General features: G+C 67.8%; 14 protein-coding genes. 3 read left to right on the top strand and 11 right to left on the bottom strand.

The window, feature by feature from the left end:
* The first annotated feature begins 19 nt into the window (after window positions 1-19).
* From VGJ96_13945 to VGJ96_13955, 3 genes are all read left to right on the top strand, one after another.
* Complete coding sequence (locus VGJ96_13945) at window positions 20-1,528, top strand: sodium:solute symporter (GenBank protein ID HEY3288216.1); 1,509 nt, start codon at window positions 20-22, stop codon at window positions 1,526-1,528.
* A 79-nt stretch (window positions 1,529-1,607) separates the two neighbouring features.
* Window positions 1,608-2,537, top strand: a complete 930-nt coding sequence (locus VGJ96_13950) for a BadF/BadG/BcrA/BcrD ATPase family protein (GenBank protein HEY3288217.1) — start codon at window positions 1,608-1,610, stop codon at window positions 2,535-2,537.
* A gap of 95 nt (window positions 2,538-2,632) precedes the next feature.
* Window positions 2,633-4,957, top strand: a complete 2,325-nt coding sequence (locus VGJ96_13955) for a prolyl oligopeptidase family serine peptidase (GenBank protein HEY3288218.1) — start codon at window positions 2,633-2,635, stop codon at window positions 4,955-4,957.
* 86 nt (window positions 4,958-5,043) lie between these two features.
* Here the strand turns inward: VGJ96_13955 and VGJ96_13960 are convergent, their stop codons facing one another.
* From VGJ96_13960 to VGJ96_14010, 11 genes are all read right to left on the bottom strand, one after another.
* On the bottom strand, window positions 5,044-6,288 hold the full coding sequence (locus tag VGJ96_13960; GenBank protein ID HEY3288219.1) for a dicarboxylate/amino acid:cation symporter: 1,245 nt from the start codon (window positions 6,286-6,288) through the stop codon (window positions 5,044-5,046).
* An 89-nt stretch (window positions 6,289-6,377) separates the two neighbouring features.
* Entirely contained in the window at window positions 6,378-7,886 is a 1,509-nt protein-coding gene (locus VGJ96_13965) for an amino acid permease (protein HEY3288220.1), read from the bottom strand.
* Window positions 7,887-7,919: 33 nt separating this feature from the next.
* Window positions 7,920-9,407 carry an amino acid permease gene (locus VGJ96_13970; protein ID HEY3288221.1) on the bottom strand — a complete coding sequence of 496 codons (1,488 nt, stop codon included), beginning with the start codon at window positions 9,405-9,407 and terminating at the stop codon, window positions 7,920-7,922.
* 229 nt (window positions 9,408-9,636) lie between these two features.
* Window positions 9,637-10,347 carry a hypothetical protein gene (locus VGJ96_13975; protein HEY3288222.1) on the bottom strand — a complete coding sequence of 237 codons (711 nt, stop codon included), beginning with the start codon at window positions 10,345-10,347 and terminating at the stop codon, window positions 9,637-9,639.
* A 267-nt stretch (window positions 10,348-10,614) separates the two neighbouring features.
* Window positions 10,615-11,046, bottom strand: a complete 432-nt coding sequence (locus tag VGJ96_13980; GenBank protein ID HEY3288223.1) for a biopolymer transporter ExbD — start codon at window positions 11,044-11,046, stop codon at window positions 10,615-10,617.
* Window positions 11,043-11,519, bottom strand: a complete 477-nt coding sequence (locus VGJ96_13985; GenBank protein HEY3288224.1) for a biopolymer transporter ExbD — start codon at window positions 11,517-11,519, stop codon at window positions 11,043-11,045. Before VGJ96_13985 ends, VGJ96_13980 begins: the two co-directional genes overlap by 4 nt.
* 32 nt (window positions 11,520-11,551) lie before the next feature.
* Entirely contained in the window at window positions 11,552-12,283 is a 732-nt protein-coding gene (locus VGJ96_13990) for a MotA/TolQ/ExbB proton channel family protein (GenBank protein HEY3288225.1), read from the bottom strand.
* Between the two features lie 42 nt (window positions 12,284-12,325).
* Complete coding sequence (locus VGJ96_13995; GenBank protein HEY3288226.1) at window positions 12,326-13,027, bottom strand: energy transducer TonB; 702 nt, start codon at window positions 13,025-13,027, stop codon at window positions 12,326-12,328.
* Between the two features lie 115 nt (window positions 13,028-13,142).
* Entirely contained in the window at window positions 13,143-14,636 is a 1,494-nt protein-coding gene (locus VGJ96_14000) for an ATP-binding protein (GenBank protein ID HEY3288227.1), read from the bottom strand.
* 6 nt (window positions 14,637-14,642) lie between these two features.
* On the bottom strand, window positions 14,643-15,311 hold the full coding sequence (locus VGJ96_14005; GenBank protein HEY3288228.1) for a response regulator transcription factor: 669 nt from the start codon (window positions 15,309-15,311) through the stop codon (window positions 14,643-14,645).
* Window positions 15,312-16,449, bottom strand: a 1,138-nt coding sequence (locus VGJ96_14010) for a sigma 54-interacting transcriptional regulator (protein ID HEY3288229.1), incomplete at its 5' end; no start/stop codon positions are given. It lies immediately after the preceding gene.

Raw genomic sequence — 16,449 nt, forward strand, 5'->3', positions numbered from 1 at the left:
ATTCCACGCGGGGCACCTGGTGACCGGGACTCGGTTCGGTATCCTCGACCTGATCGTCCTCGTCGCCTATCTCGCCGGCACGACGCTGCTCGGGGTCTGGCTCGGACGCAACCAGAAGAATTCCACAGACTACTTCGTCGCCGGCCGCAACATTCCGTGGTGGGCGGTGATGTTCTCCATCGTCGCCGCCGAAACGAGCGCCCTGACGTTCATCTCGGTGCCCGGCCTCGCGATCATCGGCGACTTCGGCTTCCTGCAGGTGTGCATGGGCTACGTGCTCGGGCGCGTCGTCGTGGCGACCGTGCTCCTGCCGCGCTACTTCGAGGGCAACCTCGTCACGGCGTACGCACTGCTGGAGACGCGCTTCGGCCCGCAGGCGCGCCGTTTCACGTCCATCGTGTTCATGGCGACGCGCGGCATGGCTGACTCGGTGCGGGTCTTCGCCTCGGCCATCCCGATCGCCATCGTGATCGGCCCCGCGCTCCCGCGCGAGTACGTGATGCCGGCCGCGATCATCGTGCTCGGCGTGCTGACGATCATCTACACGTATCAGGGCGGCATGCGCGCGGTGGTCTGGACCGAGCTGATGCAGGCGGGAGTGTACGCGACGGGCGGACTGGCCGCGGCGTACATCGTGGGCCAGGCCGTGGACGGCGGCTGGCCGGCCATCCTGGCGTCGGCCACGGCCGAGAACAAGCTGCGCGTCTTCGACTTCTACACGGGCTTCGACCGGCCGCACACGGTCTTCGCGGGCATCCTTGGCGGCGCGGTGCTGACGATGGCGTCGCACGGCGCCGACCAGACGATCGTGCAGCGCATGCTGTCGGCCCGGTCGCTGCGGGACGCGCAAAAGGCGATCATCGGCAGCGGCATCGCCGTGCTCGTCCTGATGACGCTCTTCCTGACGGTCGGCCTCGGCCTGTGGAAGTACTATCCCGGCACGACGGCCGCCCCCGACACGATCTTCCCGACCTTCATCTTCGAGCGCATGCCGCACGGGCTGATCGGCCTGCTGGTGGCGTCGATCCTCGCGGCGACGATGAGCACGCACTCGGGCGCCATCAACTCGCTGGCGGCGACCACGACGCACGACATCTACGTGCCGCTCACCAGGCACAAGCCGGATGAGGCCGCAACGTTCAAGGCCGGCCGCTGGTTCGCGCTCATCTGGGGCTGCATCCTGACGTTTGGCGCCCTGCTCTTCCCCGAGGGCCGGACGCCGGTGGTGGTCATCGCGCTGTCCATCGCGTCCTTCACGCAGGGCGCGCTGCTCGGCGGGTTTGCCCTCGGCATCTTCGTGAGGCGCGCGAACCAGCGCGATGCGATCACCGGCATGTCGGTGGGCATCGCCGTGATGGCGTTCGTGGTGTTCGCGAAGCCGCTGTCGGCGGCGTATCCCGCGCTGGCCAGCACGCTCGGCCCGCTGGGCAGCATCGCGTGGCCGTGGTACGTGCTGATCGGCACGACGATCACGGTGACGGCGGGGACTGTCAGTTCGCTGTTCGGCAAGCGGGCGGCGGCGCGCTGACCGTGCGGGGCGCCGTCCGATGGGGCGGCGCCCCTTTCCCCTTGAACGGACCGCGACACGCGGCCATTCTCCGGACCTCATGAGCTATCTCATTGTTGGCGTAGACGGCGGCGGCACGAAGACCAAGGTGATCGTGGCCGACGATCAGGGGCATGACGTCGCGACGGCCACCGGTGGCGGCAGCGCCGCGCGCCCGGGACAGACGACGCAAGCGGCCGAAGTGATCGCGCAGACGGTGGCCGAGGCGCTCGCCTCGGGCGGCCGGGCGGGCGAGGTGCCCCGCGTGCTGTGCGCCGGGTTGGCCGGCGCCGGACGCGAGCCCGAGCGGCAGGCGGTGCGCGAGGCGCTGGTGCGCCTCGAGGTCGCAGACCTCGTGATCATCGAACCCGATGCGACGATCGCGCTCGAAGACGCGTTCGGCGACGGGCCCGGCATCCTGCTGGTGAGCGGCACCGGATCGTCGTGCTTCGGACGCTCGCCAACCGGGCAGTTCAACCGCTGCGGCGGATGGGGCCTCAATATCGGCGACGAAGGGAGCGGCGCGTGGATCGGTCGCCGTGCGCTGAGCATCGTGGCGGCCGCCGCCGACGGGCGCGAGCCCGAGACCGCGCTGCTGCCGGCGGTGCTGACGGCGCTCGAACTGGAGAGCAGCGACGGGCTGGTCTTCTGGGCGGCGCACGCCGATCCGGCGGCGCTGGCGAAGATTGCGGGGACGGTGATTACGGTGGCCGCCACCGGCGACCAGCGCGCCAACTCGCTGCTCGCGCTCGCCGCCGAGGAACTGGTGACGCACGTGCGAGCGCTCGCACGAACGCTCTTTGCCGACGAGCGGGCCGCCATTCCCGTGGCGCTCGCCGGCGGCCTGATGGAGCGCGGTTCCTTCCTGCGCAAACTCGTGGAAACGCGCCTCAAGAGCGCCGTCCCCGGCGCCGTCGTGCGCACGGAACCCGTGGTGGCGGCCCGCGGCGCGGTGCGCATGGCCCTGCAGGCGGCGAAGGCGCGGGGCTGAGCTTCGCGCGCGGGCTCCAACGCCAGCGGCGGCACATTCGTACCTTCTGGGAACGCGGTTCGCACCTACCCTCAACCGTCCGCACCCGAGGCCGCATGTCGCGCTTGCACCGCTGGCTGATCGTTGCTGCCGCCACCCTGGCTGGATCGCCGCTGGCCGCCCAGCGCACCGACCTGCTCACGAACACCAGGTTCGAGCCCTACTTCAATGTCGCCTCACCGCTTTCGCTGACGTCGGCCGCGAAGGCTGACCGGGTTGCCTGGAAGACGTACGAGCGCGGCATGCGAAATGTCTACACCGCGGCGGCGCCATCCTGGAAACCGGTGAACCTCACCCGGTTCACCGCCGATGACGGCCTCGACATCTCGAACATCTCGATCTCCGATGATGGCAGCATCATCATCTTCGTGCGCGGCTCGGCGACCAACTCGCGGGACTGGGTGGCCAACCCGTCGCACGATCCCAACGGACCCGAGCGCGCCATCTGGGCCGTGCGCAGCACGGGCGGCGCGCCGGCGTGGAAGGTGGCGGTGGGGGCCGCCCCGGCCCTCTCTCCTGACGGTAAGGCGGTGCTCTACGTGAAGGACGGGCAGATCTACCGCGCCCCGGTTGTCCCGGTGAAGCCCGGCACGGCGATGGATCGCGGCGAGAAACCGTTCATCACGGCGTGGGGGCGCCAGGGCAATCCGCAGTGGTCACCCGACGGCCGGAAGATCGCCTTCGTGAGCGATCGCGAACACCACGCGTTCATCGCGGTCTATGACGTCAAGAGCCGCACCCTGGCGTATGTCGATCCCAGCGTGGACTGCGACGGCAATCCCGTCTGGACCGATGATTCGAAGGCGATCGTCTTCACGCGCCGTCCGGGGACGCCGTTCGGATTGCAGGAGCAGCAGGGGATGGGAGTCGGACAATCGGCCGGCACCGCGACCAACATTAGCCAGGTGCTGCAGCGCCTGCGCAACGGCGGCTTCGGTCCGCCGTGCGGCGGCGGATTCGGCTTCGGTAGTGGTGGTGGTAGCGGTGGTGGTGGTGGTCGCGGCGCCGTCACGGCGGTGAATCCGCAAGTGGCGGCGCGTCCCGGATTCTTCGCGGCGCGCTTCGCCGGTGGTTACACGCTGTCGCTGATGGTTGCCGACGTGAAGACGCGCATCGCCAGGGAAGTCTGGCACAACCAGCCGGACGACCGGACCTTCACCACGCTCAACGGCATGCGCTACGCCGCCGGACACGTCGTCTTCCCCGCGACGATGCCGAACGACGAATGGGACCGCTGGTTCTCGATCGATCTTGCGAACCCGGCGAAGGATCCGGTCCTGCTGACGACCACCGATGGCCTCATCGAAGGCGTCGGCTCGGCGGAATTGTCGGCCGACGGCAAGACCTTCTATTACAGCACCAACGCCAGGGACATCGAGCGCCGCCACATCTGGTCGGTGCCGGTGAGCGGCGGCACGCCACGGCAGATCACGACCGGCGAGGGAATCGAGACGTCGCCCGTGCACCTCCCGTCGGGCAAGGCGATTGCGGTGCTCTACTTCGACTGGAACACGCCGGCGTCGGTGGGACTGGTCGCCACCGGCTCGGACAAGGCGAAGACTATCTTCCCGGTGCTCGACAAGGCGTTTCCGCGCGACGCGCACGAGAAGCCGCAGATCGTCTGGACGAAGGCGGCAGATGGCCAGGCGATCAGCAACCAGCTCTTCCTGCCGAAAGATCTCAAGCCGGGCGAGAAGCGCCCCGCCCTGGTCTTCGTGCACGGCGGCCCGATCCGGCAGATGCTCCCGGGCTACCACTACATGGAGTTCTACCACTGGGCGTACGCCTACAACCAGTGGCTCGCCGCGCAGGGCTACATCGTGTTGTCCATCAACTACCGCCGCGGCATCGGCTACGGGCGCTCCTTCCAGAACGCTCCCGGGGCGCAGGCGGCTGGCAACAGCGAGTACCAGGACGTGGTCGCCGGCGGCAAGTACCTGCAGGGACGCGACGACGTCGACCCCACGCGCGTCGGCATCTGGGGCCTGTCGTACGGCGGCCTGCTGACGTCGCAGGCGCTCGCCCGCAACAGTGACATCTTCGTGGCCGGCGTCGACTACGCCGGCGTGCACCTCTACGGCACCAACCTCGACACGGCCGCGCTCTCCTTCAAGTCGTCGGCCGTCGGGGCCATTGACGGCTGGAAGTCGCCGGTGCTGCTCGTGCACGGCGACGACGACCGCAACGTGGACTTCGCGCAGACGGTCGGTCTCGTGCAGCTCCTGCGGGCCCGCAACATCTACCACGAGATGATCATCATTCCGGACGACCTGCACGAGTCGATGCTGCACAAGAACTGGGTGGACACGTGGGAACGCACGGACCGCTTCCTCAAGCGCTTCGTCTGGAACCGCGAGAAGCCACCCGCCATGGCGCCGTGATGGTGGCGTCACGCACACGTGGGAGCCAACCGTCGCGCGCGGTGCAGAGCCTTGGCCCCGCACCGCGCGCTTCCCCGTGAGGGGCGCTACGCGGACGCTGCCGCGGGCGGCTGGTCGGGGAACTCACCTTCCCAGCGCGCCATCACCGCGGTCGCGAGGCAGTTGCCGACCAGGTTGATCGACGTGCGCGCCATGTCCATGATGGCATCCACGCCCAGGATCACCGCCACGGCTTCGAGCGGCAGGTTGAACATCGTGAGCGCGCCCGACAGGATGACCAGCGAGGCGCGCGGCACGGCCGCCACGCCCTTCGACGTCAGCATCAGCGTCAGCATCATCAGCAGCTGGTCGCCGAAGCTCATGTCGATGCCGCCGGCCTGCGCCGCGAAGACCGACGCAATGGCCAGATAGAGCGTCGAGCCGTCGAGGTTGAACGAGTATCCGGTGGGGAGCACGAAGGCGATGATGCGCTTCGGCAGGCCAAAGCGTTCGAGTTCCTCCATGGCGAGCGGCAGCGCCGCCTCGGAGGACGCCGTCGAGAAGGCGATGAGCCAGGGCTCCTTGATGAAGCTCCAGAAGCGGCGGATCGGGACGCGCGCGATCAGCGCCACCGGCACCAGCACGAAGAACACGAAGACGATGAGCGTGCCGTACAGCGTCCCCACCAGCATCGCGAGGCTCTTGAGCACGCTCAACCCGCTCTGGCCCACCGTGACGGCGATGGCCGCGCCGATGCCGAAAGGCGCGAAGGACATCACGAGCCCGGTGAACTTGAACATCACCTCGCTCAGCGACTCGCAGAAGTCGAGCATCACCTGCTTGGCCTTCCCCTTCGTCCGCGACACGCCGATGGCGAAGAGGATCGCGAAGAAGACGATCTGGAGCACCTCGTTGTGCGTCGCCGCCTCGAAGAAGCTCTGCGGCACCATGTGCTCGATGACGCCGCTGAACGTGACCTTGGTCTGCGCCAGCGAGCTCGCGGTGGCCGTCTGCGCGCCGGTGAGGTTCACACCGGCGCCCGGCTTCACCAGGTTCACCGCCGCCAGGCCGAGGAAGAGCGCGATGGTCGTGACGATTTCAAAGTAGAGAATCGAGCGGAACGCCAGGCGCCCCACCTTCTTCATGTCGTCGCCGTGCCCGGCGATGCCCACCACCAGCGTCGAGAAGAGCAGCGGCACGATGAGCGACTTGATCATGCGCAGGAAGACGGAACTCGTCGCCTTCGCGGCCGTGAACAGCGCCGGATACTCCGCCGAGGGGAACAGGTAGCCGAGCAGGATGCCGACCACCATCGACACGCCGATCCACTGCGTAGAACTCAGCTTCTTCATGCGGTCCTCAAACTGGAAAGACCCAGCAGGTGAATGTCAGGTGATGCCGAACGGACGACCCGGTGCGCGCGTCGACGCGCGCACGCGAGCTACCGCACTTCGGAACGCTCCGCCAACCGCAGGCGGCTGTGCTTGAAACCGTAGACGAAATAGAGCGCGAGCCCGACGACGAGCCAGAATCCGAAGCGCACCCACGCCTCGCGCGGCAGCCCCTTCATCACGAAGAGGCAGGCGCCGGCCCCCAGCAGGCAGACCGCCCATGCAAAGGGTACGCGGAACGGACGCGGACGGTTGGGATCCACGTGGCGCAGCACCAGCACGCCCACGCAGACGATGGCGAAGGCGAAGAGCGTCCCGATGTTGGTCAGGTCATACGTCTCGCCGGCGTCCCCGACCAGCGCCCACGCCGCCACGAACACGCCGGTGAGCACGGTGGTGATGTGGGGCGTGCGGTACTCCGGGTGGATCTTCGCGGCCCAGGGCGGGAGCAGGCCGTCGCGCGCCATCGCGTAGAAGATGCGCGGCTGGCCGTACTGGAAGACGAGCAGCACGGCGCTCATCGAAACCACCGCCCCGAGCGAGATGAACCAGCTGAACCGCTGCAGGCCAGCCCGGTCGAACGCCGCCGCGAGCGGATCGTTGGCGAGGAGCTGCTGATACGGGACGAGGCCGGTGGCGACGGCGCCCACGACGATGTAGATGAGCGTGCAGATGGCGAGCCCGATCAGGATGCCGCGCGGCATGGTGCGCTGCGGATCGCGCACCTCTTCGGCCGCCGTGGAGATGGCATCGAAGCCGATATAGGCGAAGAAGACGATCGCCGCGCCCTGATGGATGCCGCGGAACCCGTTGGGGGCGAACGGATGGTAGTTGGCGGGGTTGATGTGCTGGACGCCGATGATCACGAAGACGGCGAGCACGACCAGCTTGATGGCCACCATCACGTTGTTGGCGCGCGCGCTCTCCTTCACGCCGAGCACGAGCAGCCAGGTGATGGCGGCGACGATGGCGAAGGCCGGCACGTTCAGCAGCACGGGGACGCCGAAGACGTGCGGCGCGCTTCCGAGCAGCGCCTTCAGCGGCGAATCGGGCGCCGCGAGCATCACCTCGCGATAGCCGTGCACCAGCCAGCCCGGAAAGTCGATGCCGAATCCGCTCACCAGCGACACGAAGTAGCCGCTCCAGCTGATGGCCACGGCTACGTTGCCGACGGCGTACTCGAGGATCAGGTCCCAGCCGATGATCCACGCGATCAGCTCGCCGAGCGTCGCGTACGAGTACGCGTAGGCGCTCCCGGCCTGCGGGATCATGGCCGCCAGTTCCGCGTAGCAGAGCGCGGCCAGCGCGCAGACGAGCCCGAGCAGGATGAACGACACCACCAGGGCCGGGCCCGCGCCAAAGCGGATGACGGTCACGCCGTCGGCGGCGAGCTGTCCGGCGGCCGCCGTGCCGATCGAACTGAATATCCCCGCCCCGATCACGGCGCCGATGGACAGCATCACCAGGTCGGCGGTCCCCAGCGCCCGCCGCAGGTGCGGCGTCTGGTCGCCCTCGTCCGGCAGGAGATCGGCGATCGGTTTGCGGGAGAACAGTCGCATGCGTTTCCTCAAGCTCGGCGCCGCGCGGCCTGGCTAGCCGGCCTGTGGTGCGCGAGCACCGCGGTGCCACCAGTAGTAGACGGGGACGCCGAGCAGCACGATCGCCAGCCCCGTCAGGGCCTGCACGCTCGTCTTCGGCGCCAGCAGCAGCGTGACGGCGACGCCGGACGCGGCCAGCACGTACAGCGCCGGCAGCACGGGGTAGCCAATGGCGCGATACGGCCGCGGCTCGTCCGGGCGCTGGCGCCGCAGCAGGAACAGCCCAACGGTGGTCAGCGCATAGAAGATGAGCGCGGCGAAGATCACGTAGTCGAGCAGCTGGTTGTACGTGCCGGTCAGGCAGAGCACGCTCGTCCAGATGGACTGGACGACGAGCGCGAAGGCCGGCACGCCGTGCCGGCTCAGGACGCCGGCGCGCGCGAAGAACGAGCCGTCCTTCGCCATCGCGTAGTAGACCCGAGCGCCCGACAGGATGAGGCCGTTGTTGCAGCCCAGCGTGGAGATCACGATCGCGCCCGCCATGATCAGCGCGCCGTTGGCGCCGAAGATGCTCTCCATCATCGCCGTCGCCACGCGGTCCTGCGTCGCATGGTCGATGCCGCGCGCCATGATCGTGGCGCCGTCGGCGGCGCCGTGCATGGGAAGGACGGCGAGGTACGCCACGTTCGCGAGGACATAGAGCACCGTCACCATGATCGTGCCGGTCATCAGGGCGCGCGGCAGGTTGCGCGAGGGATTCTGCACTTCCGCGGCGGCGAAGGTGGGCGCGTGCCACGAGTCCGCCGAGAAGAGCGAGCCGACCAGCGCGGAGCCAAACGTGAGCACGAAGAGCGCACCGAGATCCGGCGTCCCCGCAAACAGGTTGCCGCCGCTGAAGTTGGCCGCGACCGCCTCGGCGTTCCGCCCGATCGTGAGCCCGAGCAGGATGAGGATGATGAGCGAGGCCGTCTTCACGAAGGTGAGGATGGTCTGCACCCACTTCCCTTCCTTGACGCCGCGCAGGTTGACCCAGGTGAAGACCCACACCGACACGAGCGCGGCCACGCGCTGCCACGACAGGCCAAACTCCAGGACCGTCCCGCCCGTGTTGATGTCGAACGCCAGGAACCAGCGATCGGCCGTGAAGAACGGGAAGAGCACGCCGAGGAACTTGCCGAAGCCCACCGCGACCGCGGCAATGGTTCCCGTCTGGATCACGATGAACAGCGTCCACCCGTAGAGAAAGCCCATCAGCGGGCCCATCGACTCGCGCAGGAACGTGTACATGCCACCGGCGCGTGGATACATCGCCGCGAGTTCGCCGAATGCGAGGGCCCCGAGCACCGTGATCACGCCCGTGAGGACCCACGCGAGGAGCAGCCACCCCGGCGATCCGAGCGTGCGGCTGATGTCCGCCGAGACGATGAAGATGCCGGAGCCAATCATCGAACCCGCCACCAGCATGGTGGCGTCCGTGAGCGTCATCGCCTTCACGAAGTCCGAGTGCTGATGCGAACCGGCGGACGCGGAGTGGTCGCTCATTCAGGGCCTCGACGACGAGGGTGAAGCCATGCCACGGGGACCGGCAAGAACCCGCCTAAGTTAGGCGCGGGGATGGAGTTGGGCCAGAGGCGAGGCGGGATCCCTCTAATGTTTGCGGAATGGAAGCGAAGTCGACGGTCACAGGATGCACGAAGGGTGACCCACCCCGGCGTCACCCCCTGTTGTCTCTCTGTTGTCTCTCTGTTGTTTCTCTGTTGTCTTTCTGTAGTTAGGGCGCTTCCGCCGAGATCCAAGTGGTGTCTCTCACTGGAGTCCCGTCGGCGCGTACCGCCGGCCGGAAGCGGAACTCCAGCAGCATCTCACGAACCTTCTTGTTGTAACCCGCGTCCTTCGACGGATTGAACGACAGCAGTGTCGTGTTGCCGCGCTCGTCGACGTCGAAGAAGGCGACCAGCTTGTACGGCCGCACCTTGGCCGGCACCGGAATCGGGAGAATCACGAGATTGGTCGGCGTGGGCGGATAGACCTTGCCCGTACCACCGCCGGTGCCGGGGCCGATCCCGGACCCGCGCCCCGTCCCGACCCCCGACCCGACCCCGCCGCCCGAACCGGGTCCCGACCCCGCAGTGCCATCGTTGCCCGACCCGCCGCCGACGCCCGACACCAGGCTGGCATCCTTAACCTCGGGCTGGGCCGGCGCCACCGTCGCGGCCTTCGGCTCCGGCTTCTGCTGAGGCGGCGGGGGAATGATGGGCTTCGGCACCGGCGCCTCGGTCTTGGTCACCGGCGCGGGGGCCGGCGCAACCCGGAGGAAGCGCACAGTCTCCTTCACCAGGCCGCCCGTGCCGCGCGTCCCGCCACCGCCGCCACCCGCTGGCCCGGGGCCGCCCGCACCCTCCCGCGTCGCCTGCAGGGCGTCATGGACAAAGACGGGCCCCGCCAGGAGAAAGAGGATGAGGACGTGCAGCAGGATCGACATCGCCAGGCCACGCGCCTTCCCCTCTTCCCGAATGGGAAGACCAACCGGGGGACGCAACGGTCGACGGAGATGCGGGACAGTCACGAGGGGCAATCGGGGTTGAAGGCCAAAGCCGGCGGCGGAGGTGCACCGTCCTTCTAATACAACCTACAACGGTTTTCGGCTGGGCAAGGGGCGGCCGGACGCCCGCCCCTGCCAAACAGTACGACGGGCGACCCCCGAAGGGTTCGCCCGTCGACTGATACCCGCTGATTGAAACCGGGTTGCCTACTTCGCCGGCTCTTCCGGCGCCGCCTTGGGCGGCACACCGATGACCTTCACGCCGGCACCGCGCGCCTGGTCCATGGCAAAGATGACATCCTGGTAGACCACGTTCGGGTCACCCTTCACGAAGATGATCTTGTCGGGGCGAGGATCGTACACTTCCTTGAGCCGACGGTAGAGGTTCTCCCTCGTGAGCGGTTCCTTGTTGACCGCGAAGTTCCCGCCCGGAAGGACTTCCAGCACGATCTGGTCGGGATTGGGCTTCGCGTCCTTGTCCTGCGGCGTGGGATCTGGGAGCTGCACATCCAGGGCCTTGCGGCTCATCGGGATGATCATCATGAAGATGACCAGCAGCACCAGCAGCACGTCGATCATTGGCGTCAGGTTGGGCTCGGAGTTCAGCCCGCTGCTGCCGCCACCCGTTGACATGCTCATGGCTTGCCTCCCTTGGCACCCATCGGCGAGAAGTTGTCCGTTTCCACGAGCGACTTCGACCCGGGGATCTGGTCCGTGATCATGCCCGTGACGCGCACGCCGTTCTTGGCGGCGATGTCAATGGCGTCGATCACCTTCTCGTACTTGAGCTGATTGTGCGCCTTGAGGAACATGATCTTGTCCTCCGTGCGCTCGTCATAGATCGCCTTGAGCAGCCCGGCGAGGTCTTCGTTCTTGATCTGCTTCTTGTTCAGGTAGTACTGCCCCGATGCATCGATGCCGAGCACCTGGTCCGCATCCTCTTCCGGATGCGGCTTCAGGTTCTGGCCCTGCGGCGGTACGGCGTTGAAGCCCGCGTTGATGGCCGGAATGACGAGCATGAAGATGATCAGGAGCACGAGCATCACGTCAATCATGGGCGTGACGTTCGGTTCCGCCTTTACATCACTTTTCCCGCTGACTGCCATTGACATGGCCGTCCTCCTATAAAGGATGGGAGGTCAGGTCAGACCGGGGACTTGCCGGCGTTCTGCGCGGCCGTGTTGAACTCACGGGTGAAACGCGAACGGCCAAACTCGCCCGACACGCCCTTGATGAGGTAGTCGATCATTTCCTTCGACGAATACGTCATCTCAGCCGTGATGTTGTCGATCTTCGTCTGGAAGTAGTTGAACGCCCACACCGCCGGGATGGCCACGAGCAGGCCGAACGCCGTCGTGATCAGGGCCTCGGAAATGCCGGCCGCGATCGAGCTGATGCCGCCACCGCCACCCGCGGCCATGCCCTGGAACGCGTTCACCACGCCCATCGTCGTGCCGAGCAGGCCCACGAACGGCGCCGTGGCGCCCGTCGTCGCGAGCATCGCCAGGCTGCGCTTCATCAGCACGATCTGCATGAGCATCTCACGCTCGACCGCACGCTCGGCCGAGTTGATGTCCGACACCGTCACCGAGCCGTCCTGGATCAGCGGCTTGATCTCGGCGAGCGCGCCGCCGAGCACCTTGGCGACGTGCGACTTCTTGTAGTTCTCGGCCAGGTTGATGGCCTCGTTGAGGTTGTCCTCTTCGAGGAACTGCGAGAACTCAGGCGCGAACTTGCGCGTCTGCGCCTGCGCCGTGCGCAGGTACCACCACTTCTGCACCATGATGGACAGCGACCACACCGACATGATAAGCAGGGTGTAGACGATGCCCTTGGCGAACATGCCCATGGAGTGCCAAAGTTCGATCAATGACATAGAGAAAGGCTCCCGCGGTTCAGTGGTTCAGTGGTGGTGATGCTACTTCTGGATGGCGAAGACGAATGGCTGCTGCACGAGCTGCTTGACCTTCTTGCCGCCGACCTCGGCCGGGAGGAAACGCATGCCCGGGAGGGCGTTCTTCACGGCGAGGGCGAAGAGTTCGTGCGAGGTCTTGAGGACCTTGAACGAGCCGGTTTCGGCACGTCCCGTGGTGTCGACCGTGAACTGGGCGAGCACCTCGCCCTCCACGCCGGCCGACTTGAGAATCTCGGGATAGCGGGGCGCCGCGGATCCGGGCGCCTGCACCACCGGCTTCTCCACCTGGAACTCGAAGTAGGTCTGCCCCTGCTCGACCGGGACAATACCGCCCTTCACACCGTTGGCGACGCCGCCCTGCACGCCCTTGCCCGAGAAGTCCGCCTCGTTCGTCACCGAACGCGACAGGTCGATCTCCGGGATGACGTCGGGGATGTTGATAGGCGCCGTCAGCACCTGGAAGCCCTTCACGACCGGCACAGCCTGTTCCATCTTCGGCTGCTCCTTGGGCGCTTCCTTCGGCTTTTCCTTCTTCACTTCGACGAAGTCGACCTTCTGCTCCTTCGCCTCGCGCAGTTTCTGGCCGGCATTGGCGGTGGCGACGATCGCCCCATAGACCAACAGGACGTGCGCGACGCCGGAGAAGAATCCTCCGCCGAAGAACGGCTGCTTCTGCGCTTTCGACTCAAGCAGGTTATTGAACACTACGCACCCCGTGTGTGGCTGCGGTGAATCTGGTACGGCGGTTCGTGCATGTCATTCTAGAGCCGAGAGATGAAGGCAGTAACCGCAGCAACATTAAGTTTCGCTTAACGCGATGTTACGGTTTGCTTTCGGGATCCGGCGCCCCGTCCTCGACTGGCGCACTCGCCGCTTCGTCCGCCCGCAGCGGCAGTGACACCGTGAAGGTGGACCCGCGCCCCAGCCGCGACGCGACCGTGATGGACCCGCCGTGCGCGTGCGCGATGTATTGGCTGATGGCGAGCCCCAGCCCGACGCCGGAGCGCTCCGAGGTGCGCGACCGCGCCCGGTCCGCCCGCCAGAAGCGGTCGAAGACGTACGGCAGGTCGGCCCCGGCGATGCCGACGCCGGTGTCCCGCACGGCAAACTCCACGGTGTCGCCGCGGCGCAGCAGTGAGATGTCCACGTGGCCGCCGCGCGACGTGTACTTCACGGCGTTCGTGACGAGGTTGAGGAGCAGCTGCCGGAGGCGCAGCGCGTCGCCCATCACGGTCGCGTCTTCCAGCGCCTCCACGCCCACCTTGAGCCCCGCCTCTTCGCCGAGGATCTGCGCGGTCTCCAGCACGTCCACCACGAGCGGCCCCAGGGCCACGGGCTCGCGGTGCAGGTCGAAGCGCCCCTCGTCGGCGCGGGCGAGCGTCAGGAGCGACTCCACCAGGTCGGCCATGCGCGTCGTTTCCTGCAGCGCCTCCTCGAGCGCCACGAGTCCTTCATTAGATCGCGGCCCGGCCGACATGGCCCGCTCGAGATCGGCGCGCAGCACGGTCAGCGGCGTCTTGAGCTCGTGACTCGCGTCCGCCGTGAACCGGCGGAGCCCCGCAAACGACTGCTCGAGGCGCGCGATCATCGCGTTCAGCGTCGCCGAGAGCCGCGCCAGTTCGTCGTCGCCTTCGGCCTGCGGCAGCCGGCGGTGCAGGGAGCGTCCGTCGGTGATGGCCGAGACGTCGCCGATGATCTCGTCCACCGGCCGCAGCGCCCGTCCGGTGATCATGAACGCCACCAGCACCGACAGCAGCACGATGAGCGGCGCGATGAGCACGAAGACGCCGAACTGCTCGCTCCCGATGAACTCGGTGGACGCCGCGGAGCTGCCGGCCACCACGCGACGCACCGGGCCGGCCTCGCCGTGCTCGAAGCGCGCCACCAGCAGCACCTTGTCCGCCGAGAGGCGCACGGTGGCCACGAGCGTGTCCTCGGAGAGCCGCATCACGGTGCGCAGCAGCGCATCGAGGTCATCCGGCGGCAGGGCCTGCGCCGCCGCCGAGAGGTACAGCGCGTGCGCCGAGTCGGTGACCACGAGGTAATCGGGAATGAGGTCGAGCCGCGCCTTGATGCGAAGCTGCAGCTCCGGCTCGCGCTGCGAGCCGGTGGTGTCGACCACGACGGGGTTGTTCTGCGTTCCCGCCTGCGTCAGCACGAGGTGCCCGAGGTCGGCGAGCATCGACACGCGGGTCTGCAGGTCGCGCAGCACGGCGGCGCGGCGCGCCGTCCAGAGCGCCACCGCAAAGGCCAGCATCGTCCCGAACAGCGCGAGCGCGTAGGCCGCGGTGACCCGGGACCGGATCGAGGACACGGGCGCCTACGCCTTGACCACGTAGCCGACGCCGCGCACGGTCGCAATCAGCTTCTTCTCGCTCGCCGAGTCGACCTTCTTGCGCAGATGGTTGATCACGACGTCCACGATGTTCGTGCCGGGATCGAAGTGGTAGCCCCAGGCGTACTCGGTGATCAGCGTCCGGCTCATCACCCGTCCTGCATGCCGCATGAGGTACTCGAGCACGAGGAACTCCTTCGGCGTCAGCTCGATCAGCTTGCCGTCGCGCCGCACCTCGCGCGCGTCCAGGTCGAGCGTGAGCCCGCCCACCTTCAGGACGGGCGTCGCGAGGGCGCGCGGCCGGCGCGCGAGGGCCTCGACGCGGGCGAGCAATTCCTCGAACGCGAACGGTTTCGTCACGTAGTCGTCGGCGCCGGCGCGCAGCGTCGTCACCTTGGCGTCGACGGCATCCTGCGCCGTGAGCACCAGCACGGGTCGCTCGAAGCCCCACGACCGCAGGTCGCGCAGGACGTCGAGCCCCTGCTTGCCGGGCAGCCGCATGTCGAGCACGAGCAGGTCATACGGCTGCGAGCGCGCCAGCCGCTCCCCCTCGAGGCCGTCCGCCACGAGATCGACGCTCCAACGTTGCTCTTCGAGCCCGCGCTTCACGAATTGGCCAACCGTCGGGTCGTCCTCGATCACCAGCACTTTCATCTATGGTCGCGCCCCCGGGCGCTGGAAGCCGTATTCGCGAATCTTCCTGTACAGCGTCTTCGCCGAGATGCCGAGCAGCTCTGCCGCATGCCCCTGGTGCCATCCGGTGCGTTCCAGCATCGCCTCGATGTGGCGGCGCTCGAGCGCCGCCAGCGTCAGCGGCACCGGCAACGCCCCCTCGGCACCGGTCGACGTCGCCGGAAGGGCCAGATGCTGCAGTTCCACCACGCCCCCCCGCGAGAGCAGCACGCCGCGCTCCAGCACATTGCGCAACTCCTGCAGGTTCCCCGGCCAATGATAACGCTGCAGCGCGTCGATCGCGTCCGCCGAGAGCGTGGCCACCGACCCGCCCAGCTCACGCAGGAAGCCTTCTGCCAGGATCGGGATGTCGACGGCGCGTTCGCGGAGCGGCGGCAGCGCGATGACGACGGACGAGAGCGCCGACGCAAGTTCGCCGCGCACCCGGCCGCCTCGCGCGTCGCTCCGGAGGTCGGCCGACGTCGTAGCGATCAGTCGTGCGTCGAAATCGAGCCGGCGCGCCGCCCCCACCCGCTTGTAGCGGCCGCTCGTGACGGCGTCGGCCAGCGTTCCCTGTACCGACGGATCGAGCTGGTCGACGTCGAGTACGCAGAGGGTGCCGCCCGCGGCCTGTTGCACGAGGCCCGCACTCGCCGGACCGCGCGCCCCGCCCTCGAAGCCGAAGAACTCCGTCGCCTGGCGCGACGCGGCCACCGTGCTCGCCGCTACCTCCACGAAGGGTCCGGCGGCCCGTGGGGACGCGCGATGGAGCGACCGTGCCAGCTTGGCCTTCCCCGTTCCGTCCTCGCCCTGAATGAGCAGCGGCTCCATGGTCGAGGCCGCACGACCCGCCAGCGTCAACACCGCCTTGAGCGGCGGGTGCTCCGTCCGGATCTCCGGCATCGTGTCGAGCTGGGACAGGCGCGTCGAGAGGCGACGATTGTCGGCCGACAGGCGGCGTTTCTCCGCCGCGCGGCGCACCAGCGCCTCGATCGCCGCCAGATGATATGGCCGCGCGATCACGTCGTACGCGCCGAGGCGCGTGGCGGCAACGGCCAGGTCGAGCGTCCCCTGTCCCGTCGAGATGATGCACTCGGGCGGCAGTGGCTCCTCCCGCACC

Source organism: Gemmatimonadaceae bacterium (genome assembly GCA_036504815.1).
Lineage (GTDB): Bacteria > Gemmatimonadota > Gemmatimonadetes > Gemmatimonadales > Gemmatimonadaceae > PNKL01.

Excerpts from the sequence above, each read along its gene's own strand:
- VGJ96_13950 (HEY3288217.1), top strand. The coding sequence starts at position 1,608 with ATGAGCTATCTCATTGTTGGCGTAGACGGCGGCGGCACGAAGACCAAG.
- VGJ96_13955 (HEY3288218.1), top strand. The coding sequence starts at position 2,633 with ATGTCGCGCTTGCACCGCTGGCTGATCGTTGCTGCCGCCACCCTGGCT.
- VGJ96_13960 (HEY3288219.1), bottom strand. The coding sequence starts at position 6,288 with ATGAAGAAGCTGAGTTCTACGCAGTGGATCGGCGTGTCGATGGTGGTC.
- VGJ96_13965 (HEY3288220.1), bottom strand. The coding sequence starts at position 7,886 with ATGCGACTGTTCTCCCGCAAACCGATCGCCGATCTCCTGCCGGACGAG.
- VGJ96_13970 (HEY3288221.1), bottom strand. The coding sequence starts at position 9,407 with ATGAGCGACCACTCCGCGTCCGCCGGTTCGCATCAGCACTCGGACTTC.
- VGJ96_13975 (HEY3288222.1), bottom strand. The coding sequence starts at position 10,347 with ATGTCGATCCTGCTGCACGTCCTCATCCTCTTTCTCCTGGCGGGGCCC.
- VGJ96_13980 (HEY3288223.1), bottom strand. The coding sequence starts at position 11,046 with ATGAGCATGTCAACGGGTGGCGGCAGCAGCGGGCTGAACTCCGAGCCC.
- VGJ96_13985 (HEY3288224.1), bottom strand. The coding sequence starts at position 11,519 with ATGTCAATGGCAGTCAGCGGGAAAAGTGATGTAAAGGCGGAACCGAAC.
- VGJ96_13990 (HEY3288225.1), bottom strand. The coding sequence starts at position 12,283 with ATGTCATTGATCGAACTTTGGCACTCCATGGGCATGTTCGCCAAGGGC.
- VGJ96_14005 (HEY3288228.1), bottom strand. The coding sequence starts at position 15,311 with ATGAAAGTGCTGGTGATCGAGGACGACCCGACGGTTGGCCAATTCGTG.